The organism is Pseudomonas sp. NFX183 (assembly GCF_047943075.1).
Classification (GTDB): Bacteria; Pseudomonadota; Gammaproteobacteria; order Pseudomonadales; family Pseudomonadaceae; genus Aquipseudomonas.
The window spans coordinates 773,829-788,165 of sequence record NZ_CP181333.1 but is presented as its reverse complement, the minus strand read 5'-3'; the positions used below and the strand labels follow the sequence as shown (position 1 = coordinate 788,165).

21 protein-coding genes are annotated in these 14,337 nt (G+C 60.8%); all 21 read left to right on the top strand.

What is annotated here, in order from left to right; all coding sequences use genetic code 11:
• Positions 1-147: 147 nt before the first annotated feature.
• Complete coding sequence (locus ACM530_RS03860; RefSeq protein ID WP_416364292.1) at positions 148-663, top strand: hypothetical protein; 516 nt, start codon at positions 148-150, stop codon at positions 661-663.
• 3 nt (positions 664-666) lie between these two features.
• Positions 667-1,278: a phage baseplate assembly protein V gene (locus ACM530_RS03855; RefSeq protein WP_106577250.1), complete on the top strand. Its 612-nt coding sequence runs from the start codon at positions 667-669 to the stop codon at positions 1,276-1,278.
• A 9-nt stretch (positions 1,279-1,287) separates the two neighbouring features.
• The gene (locus tag ACM530_RS03850; protein WP_416364291.1) at positions 1,288-1,620 is read left to right on the top strand and encodes a phage baseplate protein; all 333 of its coding nucleotides are present in this window, start codon (positions 1,288-1,290) and stop codon (positions 1,618-1,620) included.
• Positions 1,617-2,612, top strand: coding sequence for a baseplate J/gp47 family protein (locus ACM530_RS03845; RefSeq protein ID WP_416364290.1), 996 nt, complete (start codon positions 1,617-1,619; stop codon positions 2,610-2,612). The genes ACM530_RS03850 and ACM530_RS03845 overlap by 4 nt, the downstream gene beginning before the upstream one ends.
• Positions 2,609-3,337, top strand: a complete 729-nt coding sequence (locus ACM530_RS03840; RefSeq protein ID WP_369300852.1) for a phage tail protein I — start codon at positions 2,609-2,611, stop codon at positions 3,335-3,337. Before ACM530_RS03845 ends, ACM530_RS03840 begins: the two co-directional genes overlap by 4 nt.
• The gene (locus tag ACM530_RS03835; protein ID WP_369300851.1) at positions 3,334-3,873 is read left to right on the top strand and encodes a hypothetical protein; all 540 of its coding nucleotides are present in this window, start codon (positions 3,334-3,336) and stop codon (positions 3,871-3,873) included. The genes ACM530_RS03840 and ACM530_RS03835 overlap by 4 nt, the downstream gene beginning before the upstream one ends.
• Before the next feature lie 68 nt (positions 3,874-3,941).
• Complete coding sequence (locus ACM530_RS03830; protein ID WP_369300850.1) at positions 3,942-4,694, top strand: hypothetical protein; 753 nt, start codon at positions 3,942-3,944, stop codon at positions 4,692-4,694.
• Between the two features lie 9 nt (positions 4,695-4,703).
• Entirely contained in the window at positions 4,704-4,940 is a 237-nt protein-coding gene (locus ACM530_RS03825; RefSeq protein ID WP_369300849.1) for a tail fiber assembly protein, read from the top strand.
• An 85-nt stretch (positions 4,941-5,025) separates the two neighbouring features.
• Positions 5,026-5,199 (top strand): hypothetical protein, encoded by a 174-nt coding sequence (locus tag ACM530_RS03820; RefSeq protein WP_177410080.1) that lies wholly within the window; start codon positions 5,026-5,028, stop codon positions 5,197-5,199.
• A 2-nt stretch (positions 5,200-5,201) separates the two neighbouring features.
• Complete coding sequence (locus ACM530_RS03815) at positions 5,202-6,368, top strand: phage tail protein (protein WP_106577244.1); 1,167 nt, start codon at positions 5,202-5,204, stop codon at positions 6,366-6,368.
• On the top strand, positions 6,368-6,874 hold the full coding sequence (locus ACM530_RS03810; RefSeq protein WP_416364289.1) for a phage major tail tube protein: 507 nt from the start codon (positions 6,368-6,370) through the stop codon (positions 6,872-6,874). The genes ACM530_RS03815 and ACM530_RS03810 overlap by 1 nt, the downstream gene beginning before the upstream one ends.
• Positions 6,875-7,056: 182 nt before the next feature.
• Positions 7,057-7,629, top strand: coding sequence for a phage tail assembly protein (locus ACM530_RS03805; protein WP_145161622.1), 573 nt, complete (start codon positions 7,057-7,059; stop codon positions 7,627-7,629).
• Complete coding sequence (locus ACM530_RS03800) at positions 7,626-7,751, top strand: hypothetical protein (RefSeq protein WP_017844653.1); 126 nt, start codon at positions 7,626-7,628, stop codon at positions 7,749-7,751. Before ACM530_RS03805 ends, ACM530_RS03800 begins: the two co-directional genes overlap by 4 nt.
• Positions 7,752-7,757: 6 nt before the next feature.
• Positions 7,758-9,971 (top strand): phage tail tape measure protein, encoded by a 2,214-nt coding sequence (locus ACM530_RS03795; RefSeq protein ID WP_416364288.1) that lies wholly within the window; start codon positions 7,758-7,760, stop codon positions 9,969-9,971.
• Positions 9,971-10,354 carry a phage tail protein gene (locus ACM530_RS03790; RefSeq protein WP_145161628.1) on the top strand — a complete coding sequence of 128 codons (384 nt, stop codon included), beginning with the start codon at positions 9,971-9,973 and terminating at the stop codon, positions 10,352-10,354. Before ACM530_RS03795 ends, ACM530_RS03790 begins: the two co-directional genes overlap by 1 nt.
• Complete coding sequence (locus ACM530_RS03785; protein WP_106577239.1) at positions 10,347-10,559, top strand: tail protein X; 213 nt, start codon at positions 10,347-10,349, stop codon at positions 10,557-10,559. Before ACM530_RS03790 ends, ACM530_RS03785 begins: the two co-directional genes overlap by 8 nt.
• A 9-nt stretch (positions 10,560-10,568) precedes the next feature.
• Positions 10,569-11,576 (top strand): phage late control D family protein, encoded by a 1,008-nt coding sequence (locus ACM530_RS03780; protein ID WP_416364287.1) that lies wholly within the window; start codon positions 10,569-10,571, stop codon positions 11,574-11,576.
• 6 nt (positions 11,577-11,582) lie between these two features.
• Positions 11,583-12,140 carry a glycoside hydrolase family 19 protein gene (locus tag ACM530_RS03775; RefSeq protein ID WP_416364286.1) on the top strand — a complete coding sequence of 186 codons (558 nt, stop codon included), beginning with the start codon at positions 11,583-11,585 and terminating at the stop codon, positions 12,138-12,140.
• Positions 12,128-12,607: a lysis system i-spanin subunit Rz gene (locus ACM530_RS03770; protein ID WP_416364285.1), complete on the top strand. Its 480-nt coding sequence runs from the start codon at positions 12,128-12,130 to the stop codon at positions 12,605-12,607. The genes ACM530_RS03775 and ACM530_RS03770 overlap by 13 nt, the downstream gene beginning before the upstream one ends.
• Positions 12,608-12,689: 82 nt before the next feature.
• The gene (locus ACM530_RS03765; RefSeq protein ID WP_106577235.1) at positions 12,690-13,190 is read left to right on the top strand and encodes a CinA family protein; all 501 of its coding nucleotides are present in this window, start codon (positions 12,690-12,692) and stop codon (positions 13,188-13,190) included.
• Between the two features lie 83 nt (positions 13,191-13,273).
• The gene (gene recA / locus ACM530_RS03760) at positions 13,274-14,332 is read left to right on the top strand and encodes a recombinase RecA (RefSeq protein ID WP_003189042.1); all 1,059 of its coding nucleotides are present in this window, start codon (positions 13,274-13,276) and stop codon (positions 14,330-14,332) included.
• Positions 14,333-14,337: the final 5 nt, after the last annotated feature.

Below are 14,337 nucleotides of genomic sequence, written 5' to 3'. Positions count from 1 at the left end.
TCCCACTAGCAGGAAGTCCCCGCCGCCGTGCGGGGCACCCCCACTTGCCTGGATTACTCATCCATGACGGGTAGCCAGGCGGGTTGCCGTGAACAACGCCCCGCCTTCCCGCCCGGATCAGCAATCAACCCTGCAAGGACGCGACAGATGACACTTATCGAAAAACCTTCCCAGCTTCCCACTGCCATCGGCGAGGCCCTCAAAAGTGCTTTCCCACAGCTGCATGTAGGCAATCATCGGGATTTTCAGAACGCAGCGGATGAAACCGGCGTGTTGATCACCGTTGAGCGCAACGGCCCCGGCATCCGCTCACTGGAAGGGCGTAAAGCCCATGCGCTGTCTGTTTCACTCAAGGCGATGATCGGCAAAGGCTCCGCGCCGTTCGATGCCTGCGACCTGGCGAGCCAATTGATGGACCTGGCCCTGGATAACCGCTGGGGCTTGCCGCCGGGCCAATGCGACCTGCCGACCGGCATCGTCGCCGCGCCTGTCGTAAAAGACGGTGCGCAAATGGACTACGACACTTGGACGGTGTCCTTTACCCAGAACCTCTACCTTGGCCCGTCTTTGCTCGACGATCCCACAGGCCAACCGCTGTTCGCCCGCACCTGGGAAGTCTCGAACATCAACGACCCCGATCAATACAAACCACTGGCGGAGTAGCCCATGTTCGACGCGCTGTTACGCATGCAACTGGGGCCGATCGTCGAGCGCCTGGTGGAAATGGAAACCCAGCTTGAAGACCTTTACCGACGTGCCGAAAGCTTCTGCCGCATTGGCGTGTGTCAGGAGGTCGACGCCGCCAGCAGTACCTGCAAGGTCAGCCACGGTGAGTTGCTCACGCCGGCCATCCGCTTTTTCAACCCCAGCGCCGGTGCACAGACTGAAACACGCATTCCGTCCGTGGGCGAACAATGCCTATTGCTCAACTACGGCGGCGGCGAAGGCGGCGGCCAGTCTGTGGCCTTGTTCGGCCTGAACAGTAGTCAGTTTCCGCCGGTCTCCAGCGTTGCCAGCTTGACCCGGCGCCGCCATCGGGACGGCACTCAAAGCGACTACGACGACGCCAGCCACACGTTCAACTGGGTCAACGGCCCCACCACATTTACCGGCTCCCGCGAACAGGTCGACATCAAGGTCGGCGCCGCCAGCCTGACCATGAGCGCCCAGGGCATCACCCTGCAAATCGGCGGCACCAGCCTGTTGCTCGATGCTGGCGGCGCACACTTCAGCGGCCCCGTAGTGGACCACCAAGGACGCGTCATCAGCCCCCGATAAGGACACCGCATGATCGGAATTGACAGGAACACCGGGGCAGCCGTCGATGACTGGCTGCAATTCGTGCAGCGCGCCACCCGAGCGCTGACCACCCCCGTGGGCACTCGCCAAAAACGCCCGCTGTACGGCTCGCAGATGCCGCAACTGCTCGGCCAGAACCTCGGCGACGACCTGCTGATCCTCGCCCAAAGCCACGCCGCCCAAGCGTTCTATAACGCGCAGAACGGCATCGGCGACTTCCAACCCCAGGTCATCGTCGCAACCCGCCAAGGCGCGGGCCTGCTGCTGCGCTTTGCCGGCACCTGGAAAAATCGCCAACAATCCTTTGAGGTCGTGACATGAGCATGCTGATCCCCGGCCAGAACCAACTGGCGGAACCGGCCATCATCGCGGTGGATGAGTTCGAACCGTTGCTGGCCGAATTCAAGGCGTTTGTTGTCGATTACGTCGCCACCCGAGCGCCGCAAAGTGCGGCCAAACTCAGGGCCAGCCTCGACAATGAAAGCGAGCTGCTGACCTTGGCGCTGGAAGCGTTTTGTGTGCGGCTGCAAACCCACGAGCGCAAATACAACGCGCGCATCAAACAGATGCTGGCGTGGTGGGCCACCGGCAGCAATTTGGATGCGCGCCTGGCCGATATGGGCCTGGAACGCCAGGTACTCGATCCCGGCGACCCGGCGGCGTTCCCGCCGGAGCCGCCGATCTTGGAGAGCGACGACGACGCTCGCCTGCGCTATTACCTGGCGCCACATGCCCCGGCGGCGGGCTCGCGCATGCAATATCGTCGCGAGGTGTTCACCCTTGGCGAGCGGCCGTCGGTCAAGGTGCAAAGCGCCACGCCGGGCGTGGTGACTGTCAGCTATACCTTTGATCCGGACGGCTATGCGGCTCAGGTCAAGGACGGTAACGGCCGACGTACCGCCCCCGGCGAAGTGATGGTCACTGTGCTTTCAAGGGAGCGCGATGGCACCGCGTCTGCCGATTTGCTGGACGGCGTACGGCGACATTTCGCACGACCAGATGTAAGGCCGGAAACGGACCTAGTCACTGTTCAAGGGGCGCAGGTTCAGCACTACAAGATTCGCGTAGTGGCCTGGATCAACGCCGGCCCGGATTCGGGGTTGACCCAGGTTGCCGCGCAGCAGCTGCTGCAGACCTACGCCGACTCCTGTCATCGTCTGGAAGGGCGAGTCGACCCAAGTTGGATCGACTACGCCATCCACAGCGCCGGCGCCGCCCAACTGCAGATCCTCGAACCGCTGGAGCCGATTGTCAGCACTGCGTTCCAGGCCCCGTACTGTACGGGCGTCGAGGTGGAGGTGCGCACGCTATGAGTGAACCCAAAGCGAGCCTCTTGCCGGCTAACAGCTCACCGTTGGAGAAAGCGCTGGACCTGGGCTTCGGGCAGTTGCTGGAGCGGGTTGTACCGCCGTTTCCGGCCTTGATGAACCCGCTGCAGACACCAGCCGAATTTCTTCCTTACCTAGCCGCCGACCGTGGTGTCAGTGAGTGGGATGCGCACGCCAGCGAGACCGAAAAGCGCCTCACCACAGCCTTGTCCTGGCAGATCCAGCGCCAGGCGGGTACGCCCAAGGCGTTGAGCTACGCAGTGGAGTCGCTGGGGTTCACCCCCAACATCAGCGCCTGGTATCAGCAGCGGCCATTGGGTGTCCCCTACACCTTTGATGTGCAGGCGATCATCGGGCGCAGTTGGTCCAGCGGCGATCATAACCGGCTTATTCGCCGGATCAATGCGGCGCAGAGTGAGCGGGACCTGGCGACGATCACCATCGTGCATGAAACCTCCCAGGGTCTGCGGCTCACCGGTGCCGTTGACCCCGGTTTGAGCATCGGCGAGGACAACCCTCCTGGCGCACTGCCCGAAGCGAAGCTTCACGGTGCCGTCTCCTTCAACAGCGCAGCCCACACCCCATTGAGCGATGGCGAGTTGCAGCTTGAAGGTGCGCTACCGGAATTCGGGCTTGCCGCCCGGCTAACCAGTGCCGGGCTGGCCCGGCACTACACCATTAACGACTACGACCTCAGGGCGCAGCCATGACAGATGACATTACGCGCCTGGTGCGCTTCACCTCCAAGGGTTTGGATGAAGTGCTGCAGGCAAAGAACCAGGGCCTGAAAGGCGAAATCACGCACATCGGCGCCGGCACCGGTCGCTACAACCCGGACGGCACGGAGGTGGCGCTGCGCGATGAGCGCCAACGGGTCGCGATTGTGGATTACGAGGACCTGGGCGACCGGCAACTCAGGATGGCCGCGCTGTTTGATGGCGAGGCCGAATATGAAATTGGCGAGTTCGGGTTTTATCTCGCCAGCGGGACTTTGCTAGCGGTGTATTCCGTGGCAGGGAAGTTGTTGACGTACAAAGCGGCAGCGGCGCGAGTACTGCAAAAATTCACGCTGGATATTTCGCCGTTGCCGGCGGATAGCGTGACGATTGTGGTGGGGAGTGAAAACCTTAATGTGTTGCTGGTCGATGAGTTGGCGAGTCTCTCGGCTGCCACTGTTGACAATATGGCCAGAGGTGTCGGGCTCTTGTTTCGAGTAATGCAACTTGAAAGTAAGGGGGGTGTTTGACGGTGAGTTTTTTTAGTGTCGGCCATTGAGTTTCACTCAGTCATCAAAACAGATAAGGAGTTTATATTTTGAGTACAGAACAGCAATTGGCTTCGGTCGTTAGCGCGGCGAATAGTCTTACCAGTGTCGTCACTGACAAAGTCGGTGAGATAGATAAGGCGATTGCGGACGCTCGTCGTGCCTACGATGCACAACTTTTAGATCTGAAAAGCCGTTTGCCAAGGCTTGCAGTGACTAAAAACTTTAACTTGTATCCTAGTGCCGACGGGAAGCTGATCGACAACTGGGGGGTTCACAGCGAGGTTACCAGCAATAAGCTTCGTTCAATCACCACTGCCTCTCAAGCCACAGGGCGCCCGCAAGCAGACGTGGACTTTTTGCTTCAAGTCCAGGCAGATGTGCGCGAGCAATTTCCTCGCTTTGATATCAGGGCCAGTGAGTATTGGCGCACTACTGTCAATGTGTGGCAATTGAAGTGGGCAATCGCAGATGTCAGTCCTTGGCTCGCGTTTCCTTATACGGTTGATACTGCGCTTGCTGATAGAACGGGCGCGGTTCCGCTCAATTCCTATATCACGGTGGGTGCTTTTGTCCGGGTAGTGGAGGGTTCCATTACTGGTGCCTGGAGCACTGGGGCAGAAAAAGGTAAATGGCGCTGGTGCTCTACGGTTGTTGCCCCGAGTGACCTGTTTGGCGCCTATTACCACCTTCATCCAGTGCGGACGTCTGCTTCCGGTATTGTTGAAGTCATGTTGGCAGGCGCGTGCACGGGTGTTGTTACCAGTCCAGGCGACTGGGGAACTATGTTGGCTTTGAGCTAAGGAGAAACCATGAAACCAATTTTTGTGCCTGCAGAACTTCACCCACTTATTAAGTGGCAGGTCATTCGTAGTGCTCGTGATCAGGATTTATCTACCAGTGATTATGCGGCGATGCCCGACTATCCAATGTTGGATGAAAATAAAGCTGCGTTTGCGGTTTATCGTCAGGGGCTTCGTGATATCCCTGATCAAGGCGCTGACCCTGATGCGGTGATTTGGCCGGAAAAGCCCGACTTCCTGAAATAACCCACCGCGAAAGCGGTTTTTTTTCGCCCCCCCAAAGTCCCTGCCCGCAGGGGCTCTGGCGTTTTCCACCCGGAGAATCCCACTTATGGCCAACCGCCAAACCTACACCGTCCTCATCCCATTCCCCATCGGAGGTGGCCACTGGTCCACCGCCGGCGAAGAACTGGAACTGCTCGACGTCGAAGCATCCGCCCTGCGCACCGCCGGCCGCCTGGAACTGACCAGCGTCCTTAACTCCACCCCCAAGAAGGCTGACTAACCATGGCTGAGGTTCTGAACTTCGAGCACAACGGCATCACCGTGAATGCCACTGAATCCCCCGAGGCCATGGGTGGCCTTGGCGATAACGTCATCGGCCTGGTCGGCACTGCGCCGAATGCCCACGCGTCGATCCCGAAAAACGCGCCGTTTCGCATCAACAGCTTCACCACCCAGGCGCTGCTGGATCCGACCGGCGCCGAGTCGGGCACGCTGTTCCAGGCCGTCTACCAGATCCTCAAAGTGGTGAAGGTGCCGGTCTACGTGGTGATCGTGGAGGAGGGCGCAACCCCGGCCGACACCCTCAACAATGTGATCGGCGGCAACGAGCCGACCACTGGCCGCAAACTGGGCCTGGCTGCCCTGAGCAGCGTCCCTGAAGACCTGACCATCATCGGCGCCCCGGGCTTCACCGGCACCAAAGCCGTGGCCGGTGAGTTCGCGTCTTTCGGCAAGCGCATCAAGGCCCGTGTGGTACTGGATGGCAAGGATGCTTCGGTTGCTGACCAAGTGACCTACAGCGGCGAGCTGGGCGGGGCCGACCTCGGTTTCGACCGTTGCCTGCTGGTGCACAACATGCCGTCGGTGTACTCCAAGGCGGCGAAAAAGAACGTGTTCCTGTCGCCATCGTCGCTGGCCATCGCTGCACTGGCCAAGGTCAAGCAGTGGGAAAGCCCAGGCAACCAGGTGACGTTCGCTGAGGACGTTTCCCGCGTGGTCGAGTACAACATCCTCGACACCTCCACCGAAGGCGACCTGCTCAACCGTTACGGCGTGAGCTACTACGCGCGCACCATCCTTGGCGGTTTTTCGCTGCTGGGTAACCGCTCCATCACCGGCAAGTTCATCAGCTACGTCGGCCTGGAAGATGCGATCAGCCGCAAGCTGGTCAAGGCCGGCCAGAAAGCCATGGCCAAGAACCTCACCAAGTCCTTCATGGACCAGGAGGTCAAGCGCATCAACGACTGGCTGCAAACCCTGGTCGCCGACGAAACCATCCCAGGCGGCAGCGTGTACCTGCACCCGGAACTCAACAGTGTCGAGAAGTACAAGAACGGCACCTGGTTCATCGTCATCGACTACGGCCGCTATGCGCCGAATGAACACATGATTTATCAACTCAATGCCCGCGATGAAATCATCGAGCAGTTCCTGGAGGACGTTCTCTAATGTTTACCAACCGTGTAAGACAGGCCATTGCGGCCACCCTTCAAGGCCTGCCGTTGTCCGCGACGGTAGACGAGTTCACCCCGCCGAAGATCGAATTCGACATGGAATCCATGTCCGGCGGGCGCTTCATCGCCGAAGAAATGGCCAAGAGCGGCAAGGTGCTCAATGCCAAGTTGGTTCTGCAAGGTGCCGGGCCGGAAATCATGCTGGCCCTGGGCGTGCGTCAGGGCGACGATATTCTGCTGAACGTGCGTGAAGCCGGTCAGGACCAGGATGGCAAGACCTATTTCACCTACCACACCGTCGGCGGCAAACTTAAATCCCTGGAGGAGGCGAAGCTGAAGATGGGCGACAAGGCCACTACCACCCTGGAGTTGTCGTGCCGTACCTACAACCGTCTGGAAAACGGCATTCCGGTGATCGACATCGACGTGCGTACCCAGAAGTTCATGCTCAACGGTGTCGACATTCTCGGCGATGCCCGCCGCGCTGTGCTGATGCCTTAAGGGCTACCGTGACCTGAAGTGAGCACAGTCAATGTGGGAGCCGGGCTTGCCCGCGATGCAGGCGACTGGGTGTGCCTGGTTTACCGAGCTGATGCCATCGCAGGCAAGCCAGCTCCCACATCGACCGCGCTCAGCTTTAGATTTGCGCTGCTTTCAACAACGCTTAAACAAGGAATTGCCCCATGGCCTGGATGCCACCGCTGCACATTCTGCTGTCTCCGATCACCGCCGACACTGGCGCGACGATCCAGCAGATTCAACTCAAGCCGCTGTTCTACGCCGCGCAAAAAGCTGCGCTGGCCCGGGCCGGTGATGACGAGGACGACCAGTTTTTTGAACTGGCGAAACTCGCCACCGGCCTGTCGGAAAAAGAACTCGATCAGCTCAAGCGCCCGGACTACGTGAGCATTGCTCAGTACGTGCACGAGATGTCGACGCGCCCAGCGTCGTTCTTCCTCGGCGAACGCGATGAACCGTCGCAGCATGAACAGGTGCACCTGCTGCTGCCCCTCGACGCCGCCGGCCGCAGCCTGACCGCACTGAGCCTGGAAATGCCTGCCCTGCGCGCTACCAAGGCCATGAAGAAACTCGCCACCAACAAAGAACGCGCCGAATTCATCACCGCTCACTGCACCGGCCTGATGATCCCTGACCTGGCCGGGCTGACCGTTCCCGACTGGACGGAACTGCAGGAGCGCATCGACGATTTTTTAAACAAACCGGCGGACTTCTTTCGGAGCGCGACATCGAAGTGATCCTCGATGTGGTGCCACTGATTTACTCGGTCAATGAGGCGGAGATCCTCGACTGGGACGCCGGAAAAGCATTGCGCCGCTACGACATCGCGATCACTCGCCTTGGCGTCAAACAGGAGTAGAGCGGTATGGCAGGCAATAACCATGCAAGCCCGTCAGCCATCGCCACGGAAGGCGAGCTGACGCTGGGCTCACGTGACACCGCAGTGGCGCAGGCCAGTATCAAACCCATTGCGTCAACACTCGCCGGGCCCTCGGGCGTGATGCCGGTAGAGGCCGCGAGTCTGGGGCTGGCGCTGGCGACTGCCAGCCTTGAGATCAATCTCCTGGCGGCGGGGCAGGATCGGCTGGTGAATACCCTCGAGCTGTTCAACGCCTCACTGCTCAAGATGATGGACGCCCGGCAAGTTGAAGCTGGCGAAGGCGCGGGAGCAGCAAAAGCTGCAGCCCCCGCTGAGGCGCGCAAACCCTCGCAGGCACTGGATGCCGCGATGACTGACCTGGATCAGTTGTTGATGTTTGTCGGCCGCCAGCGCAAACAACTGCGCGAAACCAACTTGGCCATGGCGTCGGAACCGATGGTAGCGGCGAGCGGTGCAAGCGCTGTGGAGCTGGCACAGGTCGAGTATGTGGCCGCCCGGTCCGGCATCGGCAGCGACCGCAAGGATGCCTCGGGCAATATCGACCGCGCGGCTCGTCAGGACGACCTGACCCAGTTCGCCCGCGACGCAGCCATCATGGCGACGGCCTTCAAGGTCGACGTCAAAAATGCCGGCGACATGATGGGCGGCTGGCGCGAGTCGATGAAAATCGACCGCGAGCAAACCCGGGACCTGGCTGACGCGACCAATGTGTTGGGCACCCACGTTTCGCTCAAGGCAGAAGCGGCGGATATCGGCGCGATTGTGCAGCGCGCAGGGGGGACGGCCACCGCTGCGGGCATGAGCCCCGAGCAGGCAGCGGCGCTTTCGGCGGCATTGCTCAGTGCCGGCAACAGCAAGAGTGCAGCCGGTGTCGCGCTGGAGAAAATCAGCAGCACCCTGGCCAAAGGCGACGGCGCTTCTGAAAGCCAGCGCAACGCGTGGGCGGCGCTCAAGCTTGATCCCACGTTGCTCGCTGGCGGGATGCAGCAGGATGCGCCACAGACTCTGCTCACGGTGCTTGAAGCGCTCAAGGCGCAACCGGCTGAGAAACAAGCGGCGTTGGCCACTCAATTGTTCGATGGCAACCAGTCGATTCTGAGCCTGGTGCCCGCCATCGATACGGTAAAGCAGGCGTTTACGCTGGTGGCCGACAAGTCGGTGTACGCGACGTCGGCACTTGGCGAACAAGGCTCGGTCCTGCGTTCGGCAGCGGTTCGCGCAGACTCCACACAGGCACGTCGTCAAGCCTTCGAGGCCAGCACCACGCGTCTGGATACGGCCAAGGATGCCGCACTGGCGCCGATCGTGGACACCTCGCTAACCGCGATGACCGGGCTGGTGACGGGCGTGGGCTGGTTGGCCGAGGCGCTGCCCAAGACCACGGCCGCTGTAACGCTGGCTGGCGCGGCGCTGGGGCCGGTGTTTTCTGGTGTGTTCGATGCGGTGAAGGACAAGGTGTTCGAGAAGGTCGCCGGCAAGATTCTCGGAGGCGGCGATACCACACCAGGCAAGGTGAGCGCGCCAGCCAGCCAGAACACACCCAAAGGCAACGAAACACCGCGCGGTGATCGCTCCGCAGACAAGCCTTCACGAACCGCGAGAGCCAGTAAGGTCGCGCGAAGAGGCTCCCTTGGCGTGGTGCTGGCGGGTGCTGGCGTTGACCTTGTCCAGGGCGCGATGTCGGGGAACCTGGGTAAAGCCGTCGGCACCACGGTAGGGTCAGTCGGCGGCGGCGTTGCCGGTGGCTTTGCTGGCGAATTTGCGGGCATGGCCGTTGGCCGCGCGCTCGGCACGCTCGCCGGGGCGGCGATCGGTTCGGTGGTGCCGGGGGCTGGCACAGTGCTGGGCGGGGTCATGGGCGGTGTCGCTGGCGGTGCCATCGGCAAAGTGGTCGGCGGCGCGCTGGGTACGTTTGCCGGCAGTGATATCGGCGCATGGCTGAGTGAAAAACTGATGGGCTCCGATGACCGTCTGCCATCACCTGGCGAGACCAGCAAAAACCTCAGTAGCGCTCAAGCCGACAACCGCCAAGTCAACTTCGCGCCGCAAATCACCATCAACGCACCCGAGCAGGCCAACCCACAACAACTGGCCGCGATCGTGGTGCAACAGATCGAAGCGCAATTCTCGCCGCTGTCGATGGACAGCCTGCTGGCGACGCGACGTGACTCGGCCCTGACCGATACAGGAGTGGTGTGATGCGACAACAAATGGCGTTGGGCCCGTTTATTTTCGGGCTGTCCCGTGGGTTCGCCTACGACACCCTGGACCGTTTGAGCAGTGGGGGTTGGGGCAGCCTGGATATCGTTTCCGGCAAGCCCAAATCCACCCAAGTTGGCCAGGCGCTCGAAACGCTGTCATTCGGCGGCAAGGCTGCACGCGCGCTGGGCATGGCGCGGATGGACGAATTGCGTGCGCTGCAAGCCCAGCGTGTGCCGTTGCCGCTGGTCGATGGCGTAGGCCTGAATTGGGGGCTGTGGACCATCAAATCGGTGGACGAAAAACAGTCCTGTGTGATCGATGACGGCACGGCCATGGTGGTCAATTGGGTGTTGGTACTGGAGGAGTTCGTCAATGCGTAAGGTTCGAAGTATTGCCGGTGACTCGGTCAACCTGTTGCTCTATCGCGAGCTCGGTCGCTGTGATGATGCCGCCGAAGAGGTGCTGTGGCGCTTGAACCCGCAGTTGGCCGAACAGGGCGCGGTATTGCCGGCAGGCGTCAATGTGATTGTGCCTGAGCTGGATACCCAGCCCGTGGCCAGGCAGCCGGTTACGGCCTGGGATTAAGGAGCAACCATGACACTTGGATTTACACCCGTGGTGGAGATTTACGGTGCCAATGCCGCGCTCCTCAATGAGCGGCTATTGGAGTGGGAGCATACCGACATGGCCGGGTTTACGTCCGACCAGCTCAAGCTGACACTCGACATCGAGGGCCTTGAAGGGCTGCCCAGCCTGGGCGGGCGTATCGGCTTGCGCATCGGGTATCGGGAGTCGGGCCTGGTGGACAAGGGCCGCTTCAAGATCACCCAGCGTACACCGTCACTGTTCCCTCTGCGTCTGGTGCTGGTGGCGACGGCGGCGCCCTTTGATGAGCCCGAATTCAAGAAGCGGCGCACCGCCAGTCACGGGCCGATCAGCCTGGGTGCGCTGTTTCGCCAATTGACCACGCGCTACGGTTTTTCACCGCGCGTGGCGCCTGATCTGGAAGGCGAGCATATCCCGCACATCGACCAGACCAATGAAAGTGACATGGCGTTTCTCACGCGTCTGGCCAATCGCTTCGATGCCGTGGCCAAGCCTGTCGACGAGCTGTATGTGCTGGGCCGCAAAGGGCAGACAAAATCGCTGTCGGGCAAGGTCTTGCCGGTCGTGCCGTTGTCGATCACCCACGACAATCGTCCGGGTGATCGCGCGTTTATCGCCGCCAGCTTTACCCAAACCAGCCGCGCTACTTACCTGGGCGCACAAACGTCCTGGTGGGACGCGGCAGCCGGTAAACAACGGGTGGTGCAGGTGGGCATCGCGCCGTTCAAGGTGGTGACGCAGCGTTACCAGAACGAGGCTGAAGCCAGAACCGCTGCCGAGGGCGAGATGCGCCGAGTGGGGCGCGAAGGGATGCAGGTCAATGTGATCTGCCCCGGAAACCCCTTGTTCGGCGCTGAAGGCCTGTTGCTGCTGGACGAGTCGTGGCCCGACTTTATGCGCGGCCGTTGGTCGATCAAGACGGTGACCTCCAGTGGCAAGCGCAGCGAGAGTTATCGATGCACGATCATGGCCAACGGTTTATCCGCGGCCGAGTGAGGACCCATGGCTATAACGCTTTCTCAACTGGTTCAAATCCTGCCCGGAGCCCGCCCTGTTGCGGGCCTTTTTTTGTCCGCATTGAATACTGCAATGTCCAGGTTCCAGATCGGCCAACCCAAGCGCATCGCTGCGTTCCTGGCTCAAATCGGTCACGAATCCGGCGAGCTGCGCTACGTGCGCGAACTGGGCAGCGACCAATACCTCAGCAAATACGACACCGGCATCTTGGCCGCACGCCTGGGCAACACTCCCGAAGCGGACGGCGATGGCCAGAAGTACCGGGGCAGGGGGCTGATCCAGATTACGGGTCGGCGCAATTACCTGGCGTGCAGCCAGGCGCTGTTTGGCGACGATCGCCTGCTGCGCCAGCCCGAGTTGCTGGAGCAGCCGCAGTGGGCGTGTGAATCTGCGGCGTGGTTCTGGCAAAGCAACGGTTTGAATGAGCTGGCCGACAAGGACCAGTTCACCACCATCACCCGACGCATCAACGGTGGGTTGAGCGGGCTGGAGCACCGGCTGCAATTGTGGGCCCGGGCGAAGGCGGTGTTGTGCGCTTCTTAGGCGGGTTACGGCTGATCGGCGTGTGTTTGCTGGTGGTTGCGGTTTGGCAGGTGCAGGCGTGGCGATATGGTACGCAGCTTGAGCAGCAGGCGGATCTAAACGCTCAGGCGGCCTCGCTTCGACAGCAGGCAGAGCAGAAAAAACGGCTGGCGCTGGAGCAGCAACTCAGTGCCAGCGACCGACAACATGCCCAGGAATTGATTGATGCCCAGCGTAATCAAGCTGCTCTGCGCGACCGCCTGGCCACTGCTGATGTGCGGTTGTCAGTCCTTCTCGACGCCACCGACCGTACCCTCGGCTGCCCAATGCCAGCCGCCACCACCTCCGGCGGCGTGGTTCATGCAGCCCCGCGAGCCCGACTTGACCCGGCGCATGCTCAACGAATTATCGCCATCACCGACGACGGCGATAACGCCCTGATCGCCTTACGTGCCTGCCAAGCGTACGTGCGCGCCGTCGGGCGTTAGCATCTTGATCCAGTCTGTCGCTTGCGCGTGCGATTTGCTCCTGTAGGGTAGGCAAATCCCCCGCCTACTTCTGGAGTCGACCGTGAAGGAAATCACTCAACTGGCCGCTGAACTGGGTCGCCGTTTGCAGGTGCTCAATGCCCACGTCACTACCGCCGAGTCGTGCACCGGCGGCGGTATCGCCGAAGCCATCACGCGGATTCCAGGTAGTTCGGCCTGGTTTGAGGCGGGATATGTCACTTACTCCAATCGACAGAAGACCCGGCAGTTGGGCGTACCGGAGAAACTGTTCGGCAAAGTCGGCGCTGTCAGCCAGGAGGTGGTGGAGGCGATGGTCCGTGGTGCACAGGAAAAAAGCCTGTCGCGCTTTGCCGTGGCGGTCAGTGGTGTGGCAGGGCCGGATGGTGGTTCGCCGGACAAACCGGTCGGCACCGTCTGGTTGGCGTTTGGGGTTGGCGAAGAGGTGACGGCCGAGCTTGCGCACTTCCCCGGCAACCGCGACGAGGTCCGCCGACAAACGGTAAAAGCCGCGCTTGAGGGCTTGTTGCGACGAGCTGCACTAGAAATAGAAAAACAGGGGTAGGCGATCTTCGATCTTTGTGGAACAATACTGTCTACTTATACAGGTGTTGGCCGTCAGGCCTTATTGATTACGTGAGGACTTTAATGGACGACAACAAGAAGAAAGCCTTGGCTGCGGCCCTGGGTCAGATCGAACGTCAATTCGGCAAGGGTGCCGTAATGCGTATGGGCGATCACGATCGTCAGGCGATCCCGGCTATTTCCACTGGCTCTCTGGGTCTGGACATCGCGCTCGGCATTGGCGGCCTGCCAAAAGGCCGTATCGTCGAAATCTACGGTCCTGAATCTTCCGGTAAAACCACTCTGACTCTGTCGGTGATTGCCCAGGCGCAAAAAATGGGCGCCACCTGCGCGTTCGTCGACGCCGAGCACGCCCTGGATCCTGAATACGCCGGCAAACTGGGCGTCAACGTAGACGACCTGCTCGTTTCCCAGCCGGACACCGGTGAGCAAGCCCTGGAAATCACCGACATGCTGGTGCGCTCCAACGCCATCGACGTGATCGTGGTCGATTCCGTGGCAGCCCTGGTACCGAAAGCTGAAATCGAAGGCGAAATGGGCGACATGCACGTGGGCCTGCAAGCCCGCCTGATGTCCCAGGCGCTGCGTAAAATCACCGGTAACATCAAGAACGCCAACTGCCTGGTGATCTTCATCAACCAGATCCGTATGAAGATCGGCGTGATGTTCGGCAGCCCGGAAACCACCACCGGTGGTAACGCGTTGAAGTTCTACGCTTCGGTTCGTCTGGACATCCGTCGTACCGGCGCGGTGAAGGAAGGTGACGAGGTTGTCGGCAGCGAAACCCGCGTTAAAGTCGTGAAGAACAAAGTGGCTCCGCCTTTCCGTCAGGCTGAGTTCCAGATTCTCTACGGCAAGGGTATCTACCTGAACGGCGAGATGATCGACCTGGGCGTGTTGCACGGTTTCGTCGAGAAATCCGGCGCCTGGTATGCCTACAACGGCAGCAAGATCGGTCAGGGCAAGGCCAACTCGGCCAAGTTCCTGGCAGACAACCCGGATATCGCCGCCACGCTCGAGAAGCAGATTCGCGACAAGCTGCTGACCGCAGCGCCAGACGTGAAAGCTGCTGCCAATCGTGAGCCGGTTGAAGAAGTCGAAGAAGCTGACACTGACATCTGAAGCAA